Genomic DNA, 17922 nt, shown 5'->3' on the forward strand with positions numbered 1-17922 from the left:
GGTCAGGTCCTACTCGTCGTCGGCCCCGCCGAGGTCGGCCTCACCGAGGTCGAAGCCGTCCGGGGCGCCGCTGATCGCGTAGCCCTGGCGGCGCGCCTCGTAGCAGGCCACCGTCGCGGCCGCCGACACGTTCAGCGAGCCGACCCGGCCCAGCTGCGGCACGAACACCACCTGGTCGCAGAGCGCCAGCGCCTCGGGCGTGATCCCGCGGTCCTCGTGGCCCAGCACGAAGGCCACCGCCGGGGTCAGCTCGGCGGCGAACATCGGCACCGCCTCGTCCGCCAGCTCCAGGCCGACCACCTTGAAGCCGTCCGCCTTCGCCGCCGCGACCGCCTCGGCCACCGTCGGGAAGTGCTCCACCTTCAGGTACTTGTCGGTGCCCATCGCGGCCTTCTGCGCGCCCGAGGAGCGCACCGACGGGGTGTCCCCGGTCAGGTACAGCTTCTCGGCGCCCATCGCCGCTCCGGTGCGCACCACCGAGCCGACGTTGAACGGCGACTGCAGGTTCTCCAGGATCATCGCGAGCCGGAACTCGTTGCTGCGCCGCCAGGAGCGGTGCAGTCGCTTGAGTTCGGTCCCGCGCAGCTGCTTCACGTCGACGTACCCCGTCCACTCTCCGTGCCCTCGCCCGAATCAGGGCGGGGCCGTGCTTCCAGAATCCGGAACCCGTTGACCGACGCGACCCGGCTGGTCGGGTAGCCCTGGTCGGTCAGCCACTTCTGCAGCGAGTCCGAGCCCAGGTGCTTCTGCACCACCAGGAACGCCGAGCCGTCCGGGGTGAGCCGGCCGAGCCAGTGCACGAGCAGCCGGCGCAACGCGGCCTTGCCGATCCGGATCGGCGGGTTGGAGTAGATCGTGGCGAACCGCACGTCCTGCGGGACGTCCTCGGGCAGCGCGGCCTGGACGTTGCCCAGCCGCAGTGCCTCGGCGTTCAGCCGCACCAGCTCCAGCGCGCGCTCGTTCACGTCCACCGCCCAGACCGGGAGGCGCTTGCGCCGGCTCGCCCAGGTCAGCGCGATCGGACCGTATCCGCAGCCGACGTCCAGGATCGGGCCGCGCACCCGTGGGGGCGGCGCGTGCTCCAGCAGGATCCGGGTGCCCGGGTCGAGCCGGCTGCGGGAGAACACCCCGGCGTCGGTGGTCAGTTCGAGGGTGAGGTCCGGCAGGGAGACCGTGATCGGCCGGCGCTCGCTGGCGACCTCGGGTGCACCGGTGAAGTAGTGCGAGCCGGACATGATTTCCCCGTCGTTCGTAAGGGCCTCGGGGCCACCGGGTGGGTGTGGGTAAGCCCTTGGTACGGCACCGATCGTACCCCCGGTGGCCTGCGGCGCGTTCCGTGCGGGCCGCCGGCCCCGGTGCCGCGGGGTGTCGTCGGGCGCCGCCCGGTGCCGCCGCGGCGCCGGGCGCTACCGGGTGCCCGGGGTCTTGCGGGTGGCCACGTTGATCCGGTTCCAGGCGTTGATGGTGAAGCACACCGAGATCAGCTGGGCCAGCTCCGCCTCCCCGAAGTGCGCGGCGGCCCGCGCGTACACCGCGTCCGAGACCCCGCCGCCGATCCGGGCGACCTCCTCGGCCAGCGCCAGGGCCGCCCGCTCGCGCTCCGAGTACACCCCGGCCGGGGCCTCCGGCCACACCGGCAGCAGGTAGATCCGCTCGTCGTTCTCGCCGGCCTTGCGGGCGTCCTTGACGTGCATGTCCAGGCAGTACGCACAGCCGTTCAGCTGCGAGGTGCGCATCTGCACCAGCTCCACCAGCGCCGGGTCCAGGCCGTCGCGGGCGGCGGCGTCCAGGGCGATCATCGCGCGGAAGACCTTGGGGGCGGTCCGGGCGAAGTCGATGCGGGCCGGGGAGGCGGTGGTCTCGTTCGTCTCGTTCGTCTCGTTCGTCGTCATGACGACGAGCCTAGGCACGGAATGCACCCGTGCCATGGGTCATTCGAGCACCGGTTTCACGGGTCAATCGTCCTCGTCGCGACGGGTCCGGCCACCCACCCGGGCGGCTGCGGCACATCGCGCCCGGCCGTCCGGCGGCGGATACTGCCAGTACCGCCACCCGGGCCCGTGGGAGCCTCCGAACAGCGAGGACGGACGCCATGCCGCAGAATCACGAGGACTACCTGATCGACGAGGCCGTCGAGACCGTCGAACCCGACGACGCGGCGCCCGACGGCGACGAGTACGACGAGGTGGCCGAACGCCGGGCCCTCGGCGCCGACCCGGCCACCGACGTCGCCGACGCGGCCGAGCAGAGCCGCGTCGTCGAACTCGACGAGGACGAGTACCGCGAGTAGCCGCCTGGCAGGCCCTAGAGCGCCCGGCGGCGCTGCAGCCAGGTCATCGCCGCCCAGCCCGGCAGCACCGGCAGGATCAGCGTCAGCAGGCGGTACATCGCCACCGCCGCCAGCGCGCCGCCCTTCTCCATCGACGCGGTCTGCTGGAGCAGCGTGATCAGCGCCCCGTCCACCGCGCCGGCCCCGCCCGGGGTCGGCGCCACGTTGCCCGCCGCGTTGCCGACCAGGAACACCACCGCCACCGAGGCGAAGGACGGCTCCCGGCCGATCGCCCGGGTGCAGCAGTACAGGCAGCCGATCAGGCAGATCGACACCATCAGCTGACCGGTCAGCCCCACCGCCAGCCGGGCCGGGCTGCGCAGCAGGTCCAGCAGCCGCGGCAGCACCTCGGCGGTCAGCGGCCGCAGCCGCGCCGCCAGCCAGCGCCGGGCGGGCGGCACCGCCGACACCACCGCCAGCAGCGCCGCCGCCCCCGCCAGCCCGCCCACCACGGCGGGCAGCGCGTCCAGCTCCGAGCCGCCCGGCTGCAGATCCAGCAGGTAGACGAAGGCGCCCAGCTGGAGCAGGTGCAGCACCAGGCCGATCAACTGCCCCACCCCGACGCTGGACAGCGCCTGCGCCGTCGGGATCCCGGCCTGCTGCAGCAGCCGGGTGTTCAACGCGACCCCGCCGACGCCCCCGGGCGACACCAGCTTCGCGAACGCCCCGGCCAGCTGCGCCAGCACCGCGTTGCGGAAGTCCAGCCGCTCCGGCACGAACCCGACGAACCCCATCGCCGCCGTCACGTGGCTCAGCGCCGCCGCCACCAGCGCCAGCGCCAGCCACGCCGGGTCGGCGTCGGCCACCGCCGCGATCGGGTTGTCCTCGGCGGCGAACAGCTGCGGGATCAGCAGCCACCCGGCGACCACCCCGCCCACCACGGCCAGCAGCGTCCGCGGCTTCAGCCGCTCCAACCGCACCGGCCGCACCACCGCCTGCGGCCGGGTTCGCAGCACCTCGGCCCGGATCTCCTCCAGCAGCCCGCCCGCCGCACCGTCGGCGGCGGCGGTGTCCGGGGCGGTCCGGGGGGCGGGCAGGACTTTGGCGGTGCAGCCCGCCCGTGCCGCGGTGCCGCCCGCCCGTGCCGTGGTGCCGCCCGCCCGTGCCGTGGTGCCGCCCGTCCGGGCCGCGGTCGCGGTCGCCCGGTCGGCGCGTTTGAGCGCGTGGCGGGTGCTGCGGGCGAGGGCGATGGGCTGCAGGAGGGGGAGCGCGGCGCCGACCGTGTCGGGACCGAGGACGGCGACGGCGGTGCGGACCGAGCGGGCCGCACCGGCGCGCAGGGCGAGGGTGGTGAGGAGCTGGGCGAGGTCACAGCGCAGGACGAGTTCGCTGGCCGCGATGTCGCCGTCCGCGAAGTCGACCAGGTGCACCGCGCCCGTCCCGTCCACCAGCAGGGCGGACGGGACGAGCGCCCGGTGGGCGACCTCCCGGCGTTGGAGCCGGGCGAGTTGCCGCCAGGCGTCGGCGAGCAGCTCGTCGGTGATCTCCTGGTCGGCGAGCAGGTCGAGGGTGCGTCCGGGGAGGCGTTCGTACGCGATGAGGGCGGTGTCCTGGCCGAGGCCGGCGGTGGCGGCGATGCGGCGGGTGCGGACGCCGGCGGCGAGGGCCGCGTAGGTGACCAGCGCCTCGTGTTCGAGGCCGGCGCGCGGGGAGCGCAGGGCACGTGGGTGGGGGGCGGTGCGCAGCCGGAGCCGGCGCCAGGCGCGCTGGACGGCGGCGGCGGTGACGGCCTGGCGGTCGAGGAGCTGGACGTCCAGGCCGGGCCGGTCGTCGCCCTGGTGGACCAGGTACCGGTCGGGCCCGGCCGGGTGGGCCTCGACCGGGCGCAGGCCGCTCTCGTGCAGCGCGCGCAGGATGTCGCCGGGCCTGGGCAGGGGGTCCGGGGTGCCGACGGCGTAGAGGGTGCCGTGGGCGCCGGTCCAGCCGATGAGCAGGCCGAGCAGGAGGGCGGTGGGGGTGGCGTAGCCGCCGGCGAGTCCGGCCAGGCCGGAGAGGGTGAGGACGGCCCAGGGGACGCGGCGTTCGCGGGTGCCGGAGGCGGTCATGAAGGCCAGGACGGGGGCGAGGTAGCCGTAGACGGGCTCGGTGTGGCCGAGGACGCCGTCGGGCCGGGCCTGGGTGAGTGCGGCGAGCAGGGAGACCGGGGCGAAGCGGTCGGCCCACAGGTCGAGGGCGAGGGTGGCGCCGTAGGCGAGGACGGCGGCGAGCAGACCGTCGGAGACCTGTTGGAGGGCGCGGCGCCGGTCGGGGCCGAGCAGCCGGCGGGCGGCGAGGACGACGGGCAGGAGCAGGACGGCGGCGGTGGTGAGGCCGCCGGCGAGTCCGGCGAGCGGCCGGGGCACCAACTCGGCGGCTCCGGCGACGTCGGCGGCGATGCCGCCGGTGGTGGCCTGGGCGTAGTCGGCGAGCAGCAGGGTGAGGGCGACGGCGACGAGCCCGGCGAGCAGCCGGATGAGGGCGACGGGCTGCCGGATCCGGCCGGTTTCCGGCACCGCCCGGGGCGAGGGCCGGTCGGTGCCGGTGCGCGCCGGTATGCCGGTGTCCGCCGGTACGGGCGTCCCGGTGGCTTCGCTACCGCCGGTGTCGCCGTTCGTTCTCCCCGTCACGATAGCCACGGGTGGCATGCTCCCATGCCTCCCGTGGCGGCGGAGCCGGAGTCCACAAGCCCGCCCGCCGCCCGTGCCGGGCAGCAGGCCGGCCCCGGGGGAGGGTGCCGGGAAGGCCGACCGGGCGCGCGGCGTGTCCTGAGACCGGGCCCGGCCCGGCCGTCACTACCCTGCGTGCATGAGTGCCTGCGAAGACCTCGCCGCGGCCCCCCGGGACATCGACCCCCTCCCGCCGGCCGACGGCTGCGCCGACTGCCTGGCCCAGGGGCGCCGGGACTGGGTGCACCTGCGGATCTGCCTGGACTGCGGCCACATCGGCTGCTGCGACTTCTCGCCGCAGCGGCACGCCACCGCGCACTTCCACAACACCTCGCATCCGGTGATCCGCTCGTACGAGCAGGGCGAGGACTGGCGCTGGTGCTTCGTCCACGAGGTCATGGGCTGAGGTCAGGGGCCGGGGGCCCGGCCTGCGGGCCCGGGCCGGCTGTTCCCCGTTCCCGGTGGCAGCGGCGGGCAAGCCCGATAAAATCCGGACATAAAGCCCATGTGGCCCCTCCGGTCGACAACCGTCCGGCCGGTGGCCGCCGAAGGGAGGCCGACGATGACCAAGCGAACACCGGGCAGTACCGCCAAGCTCCGCCAGGGCACCCAGGAGCTGCTGGAGCGCCGCGGCATGGCGACCGCGCCCACCCGGCTGGTGCCGGGACTGCGTGCCGACGCCATGTCCACCGCCGGCGCCGGGTACGCCGCGCCCGACGCCTTCCGGCACGGCGGGCGCGACCGGGCGTCCTCGGCGGCGCACGCCACCCCGGCGATGCACGCCGAGCTCAAGGGTCACCGGCACCGCGGCGCGGAGAAGCACTCCGCCCACTGATCGGTTCCGAGTCCGGGGGCGGGCGCCGAGTTCCGGCGCCCGCCCCTGACGCATGCTCAGGGGTGTTCTCCGGGACGGTTCCGGGGCGGCTCGGGGTCGCCCCGGATGGTCCGGACGGTGGCTCTGCCGAAGACTCGTCCCGTCCGAACCACCGCCCGACGGGCGAGCCGCAGTTGGAGAGCCTTCAGATGAACACCCTTGTGCGCAACCGCCGTTGGACCACCCTCGCGGCGGCCGGCGCGCTGCTCGCCGCCGTCACGGCCGGCGCCGCGACGCCCGCCCTGGCCGCGGACGCCCCGTCGACCGCCGCCGCCACCGCCTCCGGCGCCCGGCCGGGCCCGCTGGACCGGGACGCGCTCGCGCGGACCCTCGACACCCTGCCCGCCGACATCACCGGCGGGCTGGTCCGGGTCGGCGGCCCGGACGCGCGGTGGCGCGGCACCTCGGGGGCGGATGTCCCGGCGGACGCCCGGTTCCGGATCGGCAGCATCTCCAAGGTGTTCACCGCGACCGTGATGCTCCAGCTCGTCGCCGAGGGCAGGGTCGACCTGAACGGCACCGTGCAGCAGTACCTGCCCGGGCTGCTGCCGGCCGGCTACCCGGCGGTCACCGTCGGCCAGCTGCTCGACCACACCAGCGGCCTGCCCGGCGGTGGCGGCATGACCTCGGGGGACGGCAGCACGGCGTGGTTCGCCGCGCACAAGGCGGACTCCTTCACGCCCGAGCAGGTGGTGGCGGACATGCTCACCCAGCCGATGGGCTTCGCGCCGGGCACCGCGCAGCAGTACAACGGCAACAACACCTTCGTCGCCGGGATGGTGATCGAGAAGATCACCGGCGACACCTTCGCCGACCAGGTGCGGCAGCGGATCACGCGTCCGCTGGGCCTGCACGCCACCTACGTCCCGGCCGCCGACGACCTGTCCATCCGGGGCCCGCACGCCTCCGGCTACGTGGACGTCCGCGCCGCCGACGGCACGACGACCCGGGTGGACGTGACCGAGCAGAGCCCGTACCCGTGGGCCGAGGGCGGCATGATCTCCTCCGCCGCCGACCTGGAGCGCTTCTTCACCGCGCTGTTCCGCGGCCGGCTGCTGCCGCCCGCCCAGCAGGCCGAGCTGTTCGCGGTGCCGGACGTGCCGAACAACCACAACAAGTCCTGCGACCTCGGCCCGACCGCCGGGCACGCCTGCTTCAGCAAGGGCCTGATGCGCGCCGTCCTGCCGAACGGCACGGAGATCTGGGGCAAGACCGGCGCCCGGCCCGGCTACAGCAGCGCCGTGTTCGCCACCCGGGACCTCTCCCGCACCGTCGTCGTCGGCCTCGACCCGACCGGGATCAGCGGCGAGGAGTTCCCCACCCTGTGGAAGCTGGTGACCACCGGGTTCGGCTCCGGCCAGGTGTACGGGAAGCGGTGAGCCGACTGTCAGTGCCCTGCGCTACGTTCGTCCCGTTCGGCAGGGCACGGCAGGACGACGGGGGCGCACCATGACCGACCTGATCACGGAGGAGCCGGTCGAGCTCCAGCTGGAGCGGTACCGGACGGAGCTGACGGGCTACTGCTACCGGATGCTCGGTTCGGTCTTCGAGGCCGAGGACGCGGTGCAGGAGACGATGGTCCGCGCCTGGCGCGGCCACCGGGGCTTCGAGGGCCGGGCCGCGCTGCGCTCCTGGCTGTACCGGATCGCCACCAACGTCTGCCTGGACGCGCTGAACGGCCGCAACGGCCGGGCCCGCCCGATGGACCTGGCCGGCCCGGTGACGGTGGCCACCGCGAACGGCACCCAGCTGCCCGAGGTGACCTGGATCGGCCCCGCGCCGGACGGCCGGGTGCTGCCCGAGACGGGCGATCCGGCCGAGGTGGCCGCCCAGCGCGAGTCGGTGAAGCTGGCCTTCGTCGCCGTGCTGCAGCGCCTCGCGCCCCGGCAGCGGGCGGTGCTGATCCTGCGTGAGGTGCTCGGCTGGAGGGCCGCCGAGGTGGCCGAACTGCTCGGCGTCACGGTGGCCTCGGTGAACAGCGCGCTGCAGCGTGCCCGCGCGGTGCTCGCCGCGGACGGCGAGGCCGCCCGCCCGGCCCCCGCCCTGGACGACGACCACCGCGCCCTGCTGGACCGCTACGTCCGCGCCTTCGAGGCGTACGACATGGACGGCCTCGCCGCGCTGCTGCACGAGGACGTCACGCTCAACATGCCGCCGTTCGCGATGTGGCTGCGGGGTCGGGACGAGATCCGGGACTGGATGCTCGGCCCCGGCCACGGCTGCCGCGGCTCCCGGCTGCTCCCGGTGACGGCCAACGGGGGCCCGGCCTTCGCCCAGTACCGGCCGAGCCCGGCGGGCGGGCACGAGCCGTGGGCGCTGATCGTGCCGGAGGTGTCAGCGGGCCGGATCACCGGGTTCACCAGCTTCCTGGACACCGACGTGCTCTTCCCGCTGTTCGGCCTCCCGCCCCGGTTGGACGCCGAGTAGCCACTCGACGCCGAGGGGGTCCACGGCCCCCGGCAGCAGGGCGGCGAGCCCGCTGAACGCGAGCAGTTCCCGTAGCGGGCCGCTCGCGTTCAGCAGTACCACGCCCACCCCGTACCGCGCGGCGGCGAGCCGCAGCCGGGCGAGGGCGTCGACGACGGCCAGGTCGGGCGCGGCCAGCGCGCCCAGGTCACAGGTCAGGACGGGGGCGGTCGGGGTCTTCCGGGCGGTCTCCATACTGCTTGGACCGGCCTGGCGGCCCGGGCTCATCGGCCCCGGCGGAACTTTCCCCGGCACTCCGCAACCCGGCACTCCCCAGAACCCGGAACTCCGCAGAACTGCTCAGCACTTCTCAGAACTTCTCGAAAACATCTCCGCGGGGAGCGATGAGTTTCGGATGCGGCCCCGGTCTACCCCTGTGCAAGCGCACCACGGACACTCACGAACACGAAGGACCATGCCATGACCGAGAACCTGGGCGAGCTGACCATCACCCGCGAGCTGCCGGCCACCCCGGACGCGGCCTTCCGCGCCTACGTCGAGCCCGAGCAGTTCATCCGCTTCTGGGGCCCGGTCGGCACCCACGTCGAGCTGGACACCGTGACCATCGAGCCCACGGTGGGCGGGCGCTACGACAGCACCATGACCATCGACGAGACCGGTGAGAAGTACCCGATGCGCGCCACGATCACCGAGATCCGCCCGGGCGAGCTGATCGCCCTGGCCGAGGAGGGCGTGGGCATGCGCTCCACGCTGACCTTCAAGGACCTCGGCGACGGCCGCGCCGAGGTGGTCCTGCGTCAGACCGAGGTGCCGGCGATGTACTGCGGTCCGGAGGCCGAGGCGGGCCTCAACTCCAGCTTCGACCGCCTGGTCGAGCACCTCGCCGCCCGGCACTGAGCCCGCCCTGCCACCGGCGGGCCCGGTGGCCCGGTGGCAGAGTAGGCGGTCCAGGACCACCGTGCCCCAGGAGGATCGCAGTGACGGCTGAGCCCTTGAAGTCCCGCGAGGAGTGGTTGGCGTCCTTGCCCAGGATCTACGCGGCGGCCGGCTGCCTGCTGCGGGACGAGTCCGGCCGGGTCCTGATCGTGAAGGCCGGGTACCGCGAGCACTGGCAGTTCCCGGGCGGCACGATCGACCTCGGCGAGGGCCCGGTCGAGTGCGCCGCCCGGGAGTTGTGGGAGGAGACCGGCATCGTCAAGGCGGCCGGGGAGCTGCTGGCCATCTCCTGGACCCACCCCTCGGCCGAACTCGACCACCCCGCCGAGCACTTGATGTTCGACTTCGGCACCGTCCCGGACGGCACCCCCGTGACCGTCCCGGTCGGCGAACTGGACACGCACCGCTGGGCCACCGTCGAGGAGGCGCTGGAGCTCCTCGGCCCGGCCCGTTCGGCCCGGTTGCGGGCGGCGCTGGAGGCGGCCGTCGACGGCCGGGTGCGGATCGTCACCACACACGTCTCCGGCTTCTGAGCGGTCCAGCCGAAGTGCCGTGCCCCGGGTGGGAGTTCCATCCGGGGCACGGCTGGGGCGAAGTGCCTCACTGCTGCTGCTCGGGCTCCGCGTTCCGGGCGGCGATGATGGCGGCGATGGTCTCCGAGACGAAGGTCTCCGTCTCGGGCTTGTCCACCTTCAGGCCGGCGAGCACGCCCTCGCCGTGCTCCAACTCCAGCAGCGCGAGCAGGATGTGCTCGGTGCCGACGTAGTTGTGCCCGAGCTTGAGCGCCTCGCGGAAGGACAGCTCCAGCACCTTCTTGCCCTGCCCGTCGTACGGGATCAGCGCGGGCGGCGTCTGCTCGACGGCGGCCGGCAGGACGGCGGTGGTCGCCGTCCGGACGGCCTCGGGGGTGACGCCCTGGGCGGCGAGTGCCTTGACCGCGATGCCCTCGGGCTCGGCGAGCAGGCCGAGCAGGATGTGCTCGGCGGTGATCTCGGCGTTGTTCGCCCGCCGGGCCTCCTCCTGTGAGGCCACCACGACCTTGCGGGCCCGGGGCGTGAACCGGCTGAAGCCCTGGCTGGGGTCGAGGTCGGTGGGGGTGCCCGGGTCCTTGGGGACGAATCGCTTCTGGGCGGCCTGCTTGCTGACCCCCATGCTGCGGCCGATGTCGGTCCAGGACGCGCCGGAGCGGCGGGCCTGGTCGACGAAGTGGCCGATCAGGTGGTCGGCGAGGTCGCCGAGGTGGTCGGCGGCGATGACCGCGTCGGACAACTGGTCGAGCGCGTCGGGGTGGACCTTCTTGATCGCGGCGATCAGGTCGTCGAGGCGCAGCGGGGTGGTGGTGGGAACGACGGGATTCTCCATGCGTCAACCGTAGGTTGTCGATCCCGTGTCGTCAACCATCGGTTGACGATGGGTGTGGATGGTTTTCCCCGGTGGCCAGGAGGGGTCGGATGGGCCGTCAATCGCGGCCGAGGTGCTACGAGTTGGGCAGGAGGCGGGCCCGGACGGCGGCGACCTCGGCGGGGGTGGCCCCGGCGGCGAGCAGGTAGCCGGCCGGGTCGAGGTCGTCCAGCGCGCCCGACAGGGCGGCCTCGGCGGTGGTGCCGGCCTCGGCGAGCACCGCGTCGATTCGGCGGTACGGGTCCGGCAGGCCCAGCATCCCGTACAGCGGGCGGACGTTGGGGCCGCTGAGCAGGTAGTCCTCGACGATCGCGGCCCGTTCGACGCCGGCCAGGGCGAGCAGCAGCAGGGCTGCCAGGCCGGTGCGGTCGCGGCCGGCGCCGCAGTGCACGACCAGGCCGCCGGGGCGGGCGCCGGCGATGGCGGCGATCAGCGCGGCGGCGGCGTGCGGGCAGTGGTCCAGGTAGGGGCGGAGCGCGAGCGGGGTGCCGTCCAGTCGGCCGTAGGCCTCCCACCAGGCGGGGCCGGCGAGTTCGTCCAGCGGGACGCGGATCAGCTCGACGCCCTCGGGGAGCGGGAGGAGCGGCTTGTACTCCTCGGCGTTGCGCAGGTCGACCACGGTGCGGACGCCGTGGTCCAGGAGGCCGTCCCAGCCCTCGGCGGTGAGGCGGTCCAGGTTGTCCGCCCGGACTATCGCCCCGCGCGCGGTCGGCCGGCCGGAGACGGTGGGCAGCCCGCCCAGGTCGCGGACGTTAAGGCAGCCGTCCCAGACGAGGGTGCGTTCCTCGGTGGTGCTCAGCGCGTGCGTCCTGCTCATGGGATCCCCGTTTCCTCGACCGGGGGTCCCGTTACCCCCTCGTTATGAAGGACTCCCGGGAGATCCGGATGGTTCCTCGCCGTTCGGATCGCCGGCATCCTTGGTTCAGCTCGTCGCGGGGTCCGGGTCAGGCGGCGGTGGGGGCCTCGGCCTCGGCGCGGACCAGCTTCGCCATCGGCTCGACCGCGATCTGACCGAGCATCGAGCCGGCCGCGATCGCGCCGATCAGGAACACGGTGGACAGCCAGGCCATGGTCGCCACCGGGAGGGTGAAGGCGCCGACCACCCGGGCGACGCACTCCGCCAGCAGCGCGGTGCCCCAGATGCCCGCGAACACCCGCTCGTGGCGGCGGAAGGCCCGGGAGCCGGCCGCCCGGCCCTCGACCAGCCGCTGCCAGGCGGCGGCGCGGTCGCGCTTGCCCTTGGTGATGAAGGGCATCACCATCGGGGTCATCACCGAGCGGCCGATCAGCCCCGAGACCAGGACCGCCAGCGCCACGGTGCCGGTCAGCCCGCCGTCCTTGGCGATCATCAGCCGGGCGTCGCCGGTGACGAAGGTGAGCGCCAGGCCGGCCAGGTTCACGACCAGCATCAGCGCGGCCCACAGGTTGAGCCTGCGCTCGCGCAGCAGGCCGAGGACGGTCCGGCCGGCCGGGATCGCGCTGCTCCACGCCAGCGCGGCGAACTCGCTCAGGCCGCAGGCCGAGTGCAGCAGGTAGTAGCCGACCAGCGGGGCGGCCACGTCGAGGGCGAGCGGGCGGAGTCCGGAGACCGCCGGGTTCGGGGCCTTGCCGGCCTTGGCGGGGGCGGCGGGGGCGGTGGGGGCAGCGGCGCTGACGGTCTGGCTCACGGTGGGTTCCTCCCCGACTGGTGGCCGCGGGCAGGTGCCCGCGTCGTGCCTCCAGTCTTTCCGTCCGACCCTCCGTCAGAGCAGTGTCGTCCGTTGCGGGATCCGCGTGACAGTTGTCATGGTGCGAGCCGTGACACCCGCGGCGTTGACGTCCTCCAGCGCGGCGGGGAAGAGGGAGGTCTCCGCACCGGCCCGGTCCGGCTCGGCCCCGTCCCGTTCGGCCCGACCCTTCGCCCGCACCCCGAGGCGTTCGCCCGGATGGCGCATGATGTGGCGGGTGCAGAGTGCAGAGCGCCCCGGAGCGGGCACCGGCAGCCCCGTCGGCCGGTCCGGACCAGTACGGCCCGCCGGGCCGCCGGCGGGCCGGGCCCCCGTCCCCGTCGATCTGACCGAGGCCGTCCGGGCCGCCCAGGCAGGGGACGAGGAGGCGTTCCGGCTGCTGTTCCGGACCGTCCAGCCGGGCCTGCTGCGCTACCTGCGGGTGCTGGTCGGCGGCCGGCCCGAGGACGCCCAGGACGCCGAGGACATCGCCTCCGAGACCTGGCTGCAGATCGCCCGCGACCTGCACGGCTTCTCCGGCGACGGGGACGGCTTCCGCGGCTGGGCCGCCACCGTCGCGCGCCACCGCGCCCTCGACCACCTGCGGGCCCGGCGCCGCCGCCCGGTCGCCGACCTGCCCTTCGAGTACCTGGCCGGGCTGGCCGCCGGGGACGACACCGCGGGCGCCGCGCTGACCACGGTCGGCACCGCCGACGCGCTGGCGCTGATCTCCCGGCTGCCGCGCGACCAGGCCGAGGCCGTCCTGCTGCGGGTGGTCATGGACCTGGACGCCGAGAGCGCCGCCCGGGTGCTCGGCAAGCGGGCCGGCAGCGTCCGGATGGCCGCCCACCGGGGGCTGCGGAGACTGGCCAAGGTGCTGGAACAGCCCTTCTCCGCCGGGGTCGGGATCCCGGCCGCGCGCGAGGCCGCACCGGCGGCGGGGTGGCCCGTGCGGCGGTCGGCGCAGAAGCCCGCCGGGGGAGCTGCCGAAGAGCCCGCTGAGGAAGCCGCCGGGAAAGCGGAAGTCGCCGGGAAAGCCGCGGGGAAGCCCGCGAAAAAAAGTTCTCCGCAAGGTGTGACAGAACGCCGGGCCGCGACGCTGAAGGACATGAGATGAGCACCAACCGATCCCGTCGGATCGACCGTGACGCTGCCGAGCATCTGCTCGGCGGTGCCGTGGGCGGCCCGCCGGCCGGGCAGGACGCCTCGCTCACCGGACCGGACGACGGTCCCGGGCAGCTCGCCCGGGTCCTCGCCGCGGCCGCCGCCCCGGCGACGGCCCGCGAACTGGCCGGGGAGGAGGCCGCCCTGGCCGCGTTCCGGGAGGCCCGTCTCACGTCCGACCCCCTAGTGACCGCACCCGTCCGGAGACGATCGATGGCGACCGCCGCGCTGGCCAGGGCCTTCAGCACGAAGGCCACTGCCGCCGTGCTCGGCGCCACCGCGCTGTGCGGGGTCGCGGTCGCCGCCGGCACCGGCAACCTGCCGTCCCCGCTGGGCGGCGGCTCCTCCACACCGGAGCACACGCTCGCCGCCGCGGGCGGGTCCTCCGGCAGCGCGCCCGGTACCCCGTCCGCCGATTCGTCCGCCGGTTCCTCCTCCGCCTCGCCCGGCACCTCCTCCGGTGCCCCGTCCGCCCGTCCGTCCGGTGGTTCCTCCGGCGGCGGCCCGCAGGTGGTCGGGCCGTCCACCGCCCCGACGACGCCCGGCAGCCCCTCCGCCGACGCGGACGCGGACGGGCACGGCACCCGGTCGGTCCCGCCCGCTCTGATCGCACTCTGCCGCGCGTTCGCCGACCGGACGGGCAAGGGCGAGCGCCTGCTGGGCACCGAGCCGCAGTTCGGTCCGCTGGTCTCGGCGGCCGGCGGGGCGGAGAAGATGGCGGACTTCTGCGCGGAGGCGCTCGGCGCGGCGGGCGACGACCACCAGGACGCCACCGCGCCGTCCCCCGGGCCCGGCAGGACCGTCCCCGGCGCGACCAAGGGGAACGGCGGCGACGGGAAGGGCAACGGGAAGGACAACGCCGACGGCGGGAACGGCAAGGGCAACGGCCAGGACAGGGCCGACGGCGGCGCCGGAGCCAAGCCCGGCCGGTCCGGCGCGACGATCCCGGCGCTGCCGGCCGTGCCGACCCCGCCCGACGTCCGCCCGAGCAGGCCCGACCGGTCCGGCAGCAGCCAGTCGGATCAGCCGGATCAGAGGTAACCCCCAGAACTCCGGGTGAGCGGCGAGCGACTCCCCCCGGGCTCGCCGCTCACCCGGATCGCACCACCCGCAGTACCCGCAGTACTCGCACCACGGCAGTGCCGCCGCCGCGCGGCACCGCTGGTCAGCACCACCCGAAGACCCCGGGTGGCCGGTCGGCTCCCCCGTGCCCGCCGACCGCCCGGCCGGCCCCGGCCGGACCGGCACGCGCTCTCCCCGGACGCGCCGCCGGCCCGGCCGGCCCGGAACGTGCGGCCCGCCCTCCCGCAGTCAGGGCGGGCCGCACTCCCCCCGTGCCGGCGGCCGGGGGACCGCTGCCCGGTCCCCCGACCGCCTCCCCGCCCCCGGCGGAGCGGTCGGGCGGGGCGGCTATCGTGCACAGGTGCACGAGGCGGCCCGGAACCCCGGGCGCGGCACGTGAGGGGAGTTCCAGGTGATCGGACGGGCGCTGAACGGGCGTTACGAACTCGTCGAGATACTCGGCGTCGGCGGCATGGCCACCGTCTGGCGCGGCGTGGACCACGTGCTGGGCCGTCAGGTGGCCGTCAAGGTCCTCAACGGAGGGCTCGCCGACGACCCCCGCTTCGCCGAGCGGTTCAGCCGCGAGGCGCAGCACGCGGCCATGCTGGTGCACCCGAGGATCGTCATGGTCTTCGACTCGGGCGTCGACCAGGGCACGCCGTTCATCGTCATGGAGCTCGTCCACGGCCGCTCGCTCGCCGCCGTGCTGGCGCAGCAGCCGAACCTGCCGGTGGAACGCGCCGTCGGCATCGCGGCGGCGGTCTGCGAGGCGCTGGCGGTCGCGCACGCGGCCGGTCTGGTCCACCGGGACATCAAGCCCGGCAACATCATGATCACCGACGACGGCGGGGTGAAGGTCGTCGACTTCGGCATCGCCCGGGCCGGGTCGTCCAGCAACCTGACCCAGACGGCGAGCGTGCTGGGCACGGCCGCGTACCTGTCGCCCGAGCAGGCCACCGCCTCGGCCCTGGACGGTCGCACCGACCTCTACGCCGTCGGCTGCGTGCTCACCGAAATGCTCACCGGCGAGACCCCGTTCACCGCCGAGACCCCGGTGGCGATCGCCTTCAAGCACGTCAGCGAGCAGCCCCTGCCGCCGTCCGTGCGCCGGCCCGGCCTGCCGCCCGCCCTGGACGCGGCCGTCCTGCGCCTGCTCGCCAAGAACCCCGCCGACCGGCCGGTGGACGCCGCCGCGGCGCGCGTGGAACTCCTCTCCACCATCCCCGGGTTGGCCATCGGCGACCCGACGGCGGAACTCCTCGCCACCGCTGCCCCGACCCAGCTGCTCCCGCCCGTACGGCCGGTGAGCCCCAACCAGCAGCACACCACGCTGCTCCCGCCGCAGGCCCCGCCCGCCACCTCGCTGATGGCCGCCGTCCCGGCGGCCCCGCCCGCACGGGCCGGCCGGAGCCGGAGCCGTGGCCGCAAGCCCCTCGTCCTCGGCGCGCTGGGCGTGGCCGGACTCGCCGGCGTCGCCGCCCTGGCCGTCACCGCCTTCGACGAGCCCGCCGCCCCCGCCGCCACCAAGGCGTCCGCGGCCACCGCCACCAAGGCGCCCACGGCCCCCACGCCCACCCCCACGCCGACCCCGACGCCCACCACCGCGGCCCCCACCACCCCGGCCTCCCTCCCCGGCGCCCCCAGCCCGACCGTCCCCCGCAACCAGGCCCCGGCCCTGCAGCTCAACGCCTTCCGCCAGGCCGTCGCCCAGACCCAGATCGGCGGCAAGGAGCGCGACCACCAGGTGGAGCTGCTGCGCATCCTCGACGACGCCTCCGCCCGCCTCAACGAGGGCTCTCCCGACGACGCGGCCCAGGAGCTCAAGGACGCCCAGAAGGTGATCCGCGACCTGGCCAAGAAGCACGCCATCGACGGCCCCACCTACGCCAACTGGAACGCCCGCCTCAGCGCCCTGTTCATCACCCTGCACGCCACGGCCGCCACCGACAACCAGGACTGGTGACCCGGGGTCCGTCGTCGAACCCCGGCCTGCGTGGCGGTGCCCGGGCGCCGACGGGCTCAGCCGAGCCAGCGGCCGTCGCGCATGAGGTCGCGGCCCTGGATCTCGTGGGCGCCGCCCGAGGCGCCCGCCGTCGCGACCCAGAGGTCGACCTCGCCCGCCGGCTTCGCGCGGGTGTCCCGCAGCCTCTCCTCGAACCCGCGCGGCGCCGTGTCCGTCAGGCTTCCTCCGGTCGTCTCGGGGATGGCTCTTCCTGCGGCGGGCGGGCTTCGTCGGTCAGGACGTGTGGGCCGGCTGCGGGAGCTCCCAGGCGAACCCGTCCGGGTCGGCGAAGGGCCCGGCGGCGCTGCCGATCGCGATCCGGTGCGATCCGGTGCCGTCGGGGGAGACGCCCGCGTCCTTGGCGAGGGCCCGGCGCTTGTACAGCGCCAGCTGGACGGGTCCCGACCCGGTGGCGAACTCCACGTACACGGGGCCGAAGCTCTTCGCCACGGCGAGGCCGCGTTCGACGTAGAACCGCTTGCTCGCGCCCACGTCCGCGACTCCCAGCAGGAGCACGATCCGGTCGATCTCCCGGGTGGCCGGGCCGGTGTCCTTCTTCGCGGAGGTCGCGATCTTCCAGATCGTCCCGTCCGGGGCCTGGACGACGCCGCCGTAGCCCCACAGCGACTTCGCGGCGGGCTTGAGGGCCGTGGCGCCGGCGGCGAGGGCGGCGTCGACGAAGCCGTCGACGGTGGCGGGCCGGGCGACCGTGAGCGAGAGCGTGAACCCGCGGAAGCCGGTCGTCGCCGCCTGGGAGGCCCGCAGGCGCAGCTGCGTGTCGAGGCCGAAGGCGGTGGTGTAGAAGCGCTGGGCGGCCGTGGGGTCGGCCACGTCGAGGGTGATGGAGTCGATGGAGGTCATGTCCGTCACGCTAGTTGCGGCTCGGTGGCCGGGGCTTCTCGAATCCTGACCGGTCCCACCGCCCGTCGGACCAGGCGTCGGTACTCGGCGGGCGGCATGCCGACCAGCTCGGTGAAGCGGGCGTCGAAGGCGGCCGGCGACGGGCAGCCGACGGCGAGGCGGGCCTCGGCGACACCGAGGGCGCCGCAGCGCAGGAACGCGGCCGCGCGCTCGATGCGGCGCGCGGTCAGGTATCCGTACGGCGAGTCGCCGTACGCCAGCCGGAACTCGCGACCGAGCTGACCGGCCGCCATGCCCACGCCGCGCGCGAGCGCCACGACGTCCAGCGGTCGCGCGTACTCACGGTCGATCCGGTCCCGGACGCGGCGCAGTCGCGCGAGGTCGCTCAGGCGCTGCGCCTCGGCGCGTGCGCGGGCCCACGAGGGGTGACACACGGGGAGGACTCCTTTCGTCGACTCACGTCGGCCTTCGGCGGCCTTCGTCGGCCTCCGTCGATCGCGGAACCGGTGGTCGGG

Annotated in this window: 21 protein-coding genes; 10 read left to right on the plus strand and 11 right to left on the minus strand. The window is 75.0% G+C overall.

Annotation, left to right across the window (positions count from 1 at the left end; translation table 11 throughout):
- Positions 1-9 precede the first annotated feature (9 nt).
- The 3 genes from ACIOJE_RS00680 to ACIOJE_RS00690 form a co-directional block, all read right to left on the minus strand.
- On the minus strand, positions 10-594 hold the full coding sequence (locus tag ACIOJE_RS00680) for a TrmH family RNA methyltransferase (RefSeq protein ID WP_280675713.1): 585 nt from the start codon (positions 592-594) through the stop codon (positions 10-12).
- Entirely contained in the window at positions 591-1235 is a 645-nt protein-coding gene (locus ACIOJE_RS00685) for a class I SAM-dependent methyltransferase (protein ID WP_280675712.1), read from the minus strand. Before ACIOJE_RS00685 ends, ACIOJE_RS00680 begins: the two co-directional genes overlap by 4 nt.
- A gap of 171 nt (positions 1236-1406) precedes the next feature.
- Positions 1407-1892, minus strand: a complete 486-nt coding sequence (locus ACIOJE_RS00690) for a carboxymuconolactone decarboxylase family protein (protein WP_280675710.1) — start codon at positions 1890-1892, stop codon at positions 1407-1409.
- A 200-nt stretch (positions 1893-2092) separates the two neighbouring features.
- On the opposite strand from ACIOJE_RS00690, the gene ACIOJE_RS00695 reads away from it, so the two are divergent.
- Positions 2093-2290 (plus strand): hypothetical protein, encoded by a 198-nt coding sequence (locus tag ACIOJE_RS00695; protein ID WP_280675707.1) that lies wholly within the window; start codon positions 2093-2095, stop codon positions 2288-2290.
- 14 nt (positions 2291-2304) lie between these two features.
- Here the strand turns inward: ACIOJE_RS00695 and ACIOJE_RS00700 are convergent, their stop codons facing one another.
- Positions 2305-4944, minus strand: a complete 2640-nt coding sequence (locus ACIOJE_RS00700) for a lysylphosphatidylglycerol synthase domain-containing protein (protein WP_400772450.1) — start codon at positions 4942-4944, stop codon at positions 2305-2307.
- A 169-nt stretch (positions 4945-5113) separates the two neighbouring features.
- Here ACIOJE_RS00700 and ACIOJE_RS00705 point away from each other — a divergent pair, with 169 nt between their 5' ends.
- The 4 genes from ACIOJE_RS00705 (at position 5114) to ACIOJE_RS00720 (ending at position 8275) form a co-directional block, all read left to right on the plus strand.
- Positions 5114-5380 (plus strand): UBP-type zinc finger domain-containing protein, encoded by a 267-nt coding sequence (locus ACIOJE_RS00705; RefSeq protein ID WP_280675703.1) that lies wholly within the window; start codon positions 5114-5116, stop codon positions 5378-5380.
- Positions 5381-5536: 156 nt separating this feature from the next.
- The gene (locus ACIOJE_RS00710; RefSeq protein ID WP_280675701.1) at positions 5537-5809 is read left to right on the plus strand and encodes a hypothetical protein; all 273 of its coding nucleotides are present in this window, start codon (positions 5537-5539) and stop codon (positions 5807-5809) included.
- Positions 5810-5997: 188 nt separating this feature from the next.
- Complete coding sequence (locus tag ACIOJE_RS00715; RefSeq protein ID WP_400772452.1) at positions 5998-7227, plus strand: serine hydrolase domain-containing protein; 1230 nt, start codon at positions 5998-6000, stop codon at positions 7225-7227.
- A 70-nt stretch (positions 7228-7297) separates the two neighbouring features.
- Entirely contained in the window at positions 7298-8275 is a 978-nt protein-coding gene (locus tag ACIOJE_RS00720; protein ID WP_280675697.1) for a sigma-70 family RNA polymerase sigma factor, read from the plus strand.
- Here the strand turns inward: ACIOJE_RS00720 and ACIOJE_RS00725 are convergent.
- Positions 8183-8509: an STAS domain-containing protein gene (locus ACIOJE_RS00725; RefSeq protein ID WP_280675695.1), complete on the minus strand. Its 327-nt coding sequence runs from the start codon at positions 8507-8509 to the stop codon at positions 8183-8185. The genes ACIOJE_RS00720 and ACIOJE_RS00725 overlap by 93 nt on opposite strands.
- Positions 8510-8734: 225 nt before the next feature.
- On the opposite strand from ACIOJE_RS00725, the gene ACIOJE_RS00730 reads away from it, so the two are divergent.
- Entirely contained in the window at positions 8735-9172 is a 438-nt protein-coding gene (locus ACIOJE_RS00730) for an SRPBCC domain-containing protein (RefSeq protein ID WP_280675693.1), read from the plus strand.
- A gap of 80 nt (positions 9173-9252) precedes the next feature.
- Positions 9253-9744: an NUDIX domain-containing protein gene (locus ACIOJE_RS00735; RefSeq protein WP_400772454.1), complete on the plus strand. Its 492-nt coding sequence runs from the start codon at positions 9253-9255 to the stop codon at positions 9742-9744.
- A gap of 67 nt (positions 9745-9811) precedes the next feature.
- Here the strand turns inward: ACIOJE_RS00735 and ACIOJE_RS00740 are convergent, their stop codons facing one another.
- The 4 genes from ACIOJE_RS00740 to ACIOJE_RS00755 all read right to left on the minus strand — a co-directional run bounded on the left by ACIOJE_RS00740 (position 9812) and on the right by ACIOJE_RS00755 (position 12546).
- Positions 9812-10573, minus strand: a complete 762-nt coding sequence (locus tag ACIOJE_RS00740) for a Clp protease N-terminal domain-containing protein (protein WP_400772456.1) — start codon at positions 10571-10573, stop codon at positions 9812-9814.
- Between the two features lie 115 nt (positions 10574-10688).
- Complete coding sequence (locus tag ACIOJE_RS00745; protein ID WP_400772459.1) at positions 10689-11429, minus strand: tyrosine-protein phosphatase; 741 nt, start codon at positions 11427-11429, stop codon at positions 10689-10691.
- Positions 11430-11556: 127 nt separating this feature from the next.
- Positions 11557-12279, minus strand: coding sequence for a VC0807 family protein (locus tag ACIOJE_RS00750; protein ID WP_400772461.1), 723 nt, complete (start codon positions 12277-12279; stop codon positions 11557-11559).
- Positions 12280-12354: 75 nt separating this feature from the next.
- On the minus strand, positions 12355-12546 hold the full coding sequence (locus ACIOJE_RS00755) for a hypothetical protein (RefSeq protein WP_400772462.1): 192 nt from the start codon (positions 12544-12546) through the stop codon (positions 12355-12357).
- Position 12547: 1 nt separating this feature from the next.
- Between ACIOJE_RS00755 and ACIOJE_RS00760 the strand changes: the two genes are divergently transcribed.
- From ACIOJE_RS00760 to ACIOJE_RS00770, 3 genes are all read left to right on the plus strand, one after another.
- Positions 12548-13435 (plus strand): RNA polymerase sigma factor, encoded by an 888-nt coding sequence (locus tag ACIOJE_RS00760; RefSeq protein ID WP_400772806.1) that lies wholly within the window; start codon positions 12548-12550, stop codon positions 13433-13435.
- Positions 13432-14523 carry a hypothetical protein gene (locus tag ACIOJE_RS00765; RefSeq protein WP_280675681.1) on the plus strand — a complete coding sequence of 364 codons (1092 nt, stop codon included), beginning with the start codon at positions 13432-13434 and terminating at the stop codon, positions 14521-14523. Before ACIOJE_RS00760 ends, ACIOJE_RS00765 begins: the two co-directional genes overlap by 4 nt.
- A gap of 433 nt (positions 14524-14956) precedes the next feature.
- A complete protein-coding gene (locus ACIOJE_RS00770; protein ID WP_400772464.1) occupies positions 14957-16507 on the plus strand; it encodes a protein kinase in 1551 nt (516 codons plus the stop codon).
- Between the two features lie 273 nt (positions 16508-16780).
- Here the strand turns inward: ACIOJE_RS00770 and ACIOJE_RS00775 are convergent, their stop codons facing one another.
- Entirely contained in the window at positions 16781-17407 is a 627-nt protein-coding gene (locus ACIOJE_RS00775; RefSeq protein ID WP_400772466.1) for a glyoxalase, read from the minus strand.
- A 5-nt stretch (positions 17408-17412) separates the two neighbouring features.
- A complete protein-coding gene (locus ACIOJE_RS00780; protein WP_400772468.1) occupies positions 17413-17841 on the minus strand; it encodes a helix-turn-helix transcriptional regulator in 429 nt (142 codons plus the stop codon).
- Positions 17842-17922 lie beyond the last annotated feature (81 nt).

Origin of the sequence: Kitasatospora sp. NPDC087861, assembly GCF_044742585.1 — a bacterium.
Taxonomy (GTDB): Bacteria; Actinomycetota; Actinomycetes; order Streptomycetales; family Streptomycetaceae; genus Kitasatospora.

Excerpts from the sequence above, each read along its gene's own strand:
- ACIOJE_RS00685 (WP_280675712.1), bottom strand. The coding sequence starts at position 1,235 with ATGTCCGGCTCGCACTACTTCACCGGTGCACCCGAGGTCGCCAGCGAG.
- ACIOJE_RS00690 (WP_280675710.1), bottom strand. The coding sequence starts at position 1,892 with ATGACGACGAACGAGACGAACGAGACGAACGAGACCACCGCCTCCCCG.
- ACIOJE_RS00695 (WP_280675707.1), top strand. The coding sequence starts at position 2,093 with ATGCCGCAGAATCACGAGGACTACCTGATCGACGAGGCCGTCGAGACC.
- ACIOJE_RS00705 (WP_280675703.1), top strand. The coding sequence starts at position 5,114 with ATGAGTGCCTGCGAAGACCTCGCCGCGGCCCCCCGGGACATCGACCCC.
- ACIOJE_RS00710 (WP_280675701.1), top strand. The coding sequence starts at position 5,537 with ATGACCAAGCGAACACCGGGCAGTACCGCCAAGCTCCGCCAGGGCACC.
- ACIOJE_RS00715 (WP_400772452.1), top strand. The coding sequence starts at position 5,998 with ATGAACACCCTTGTGCGCAACCGCCGTTGGACCACCCTCGCGGCGGCC.
- ACIOJE_RS00720 (WP_280675697.1), top strand. The coding sequence starts at position 7,298 with ATGACCGACCTGATCACGGAGGAGCCGGTCGAGCTCCAGCTGGAGCGG.
- ACIOJE_RS00725 (WP_280675695.1), bottom strand. The coding sequence starts at position 8,509 with ATGGAGACCGCCCGGAAGACCCCGACCGCCCCCGTCCTGACCTGTGAC.
- ACIOJE_RS00730 (WP_280675693.1), top strand. The coding sequence starts at position 8,735 with ATGACCGAGAACCTGGGCGAGCTGACCATCACCCGCGAGCTGCCGGCC.
- ACIOJE_RS00740 (WP_400772456.1), bottom strand. The coding sequence starts at position 10,573 with ATGGAGAATCCCGTCGTTCCCACCACCACCCCGCTGCGCCTCGACGAC.
- ACIOJE_RS00745 (WP_400772459.1), bottom strand. The coding sequence starts at position 11,429 with ATGAGCAGGACGCACGCGCTGAGCACCACCGAGGAACGCACCCTCGTC.
- ACIOJE_RS00755 (WP_400772462.1), bottom strand. The coding sequence starts at position 12,546 with ATGCGCCATCCGGGCGAACGCCTCGGGGTGCGGGCGAAGGGTCGGGCC.
- ACIOJE_RS00760 (WP_400772806.1), top strand. The coding sequence starts at position 12,548 with ATGTGGCGGGTGCAGAGTGCAGAGCGCCCCGGAGCGGGCACCGGCAGC.
- ACIOJE_RS00765 (WP_280675681.1), top strand. The coding sequence starts at position 13,432 with ATGAGCACCAACCGATCCCGTCGGATCGACCGTGACGCTGCCGAGCAT.
- ACIOJE_RS00775 (WP_400772466.1), bottom strand. The coding sequence starts at position 17,407 with ATGACCTCCATCGACTCCATCACCCTCGACGTGGCCGACCCCACGGCC.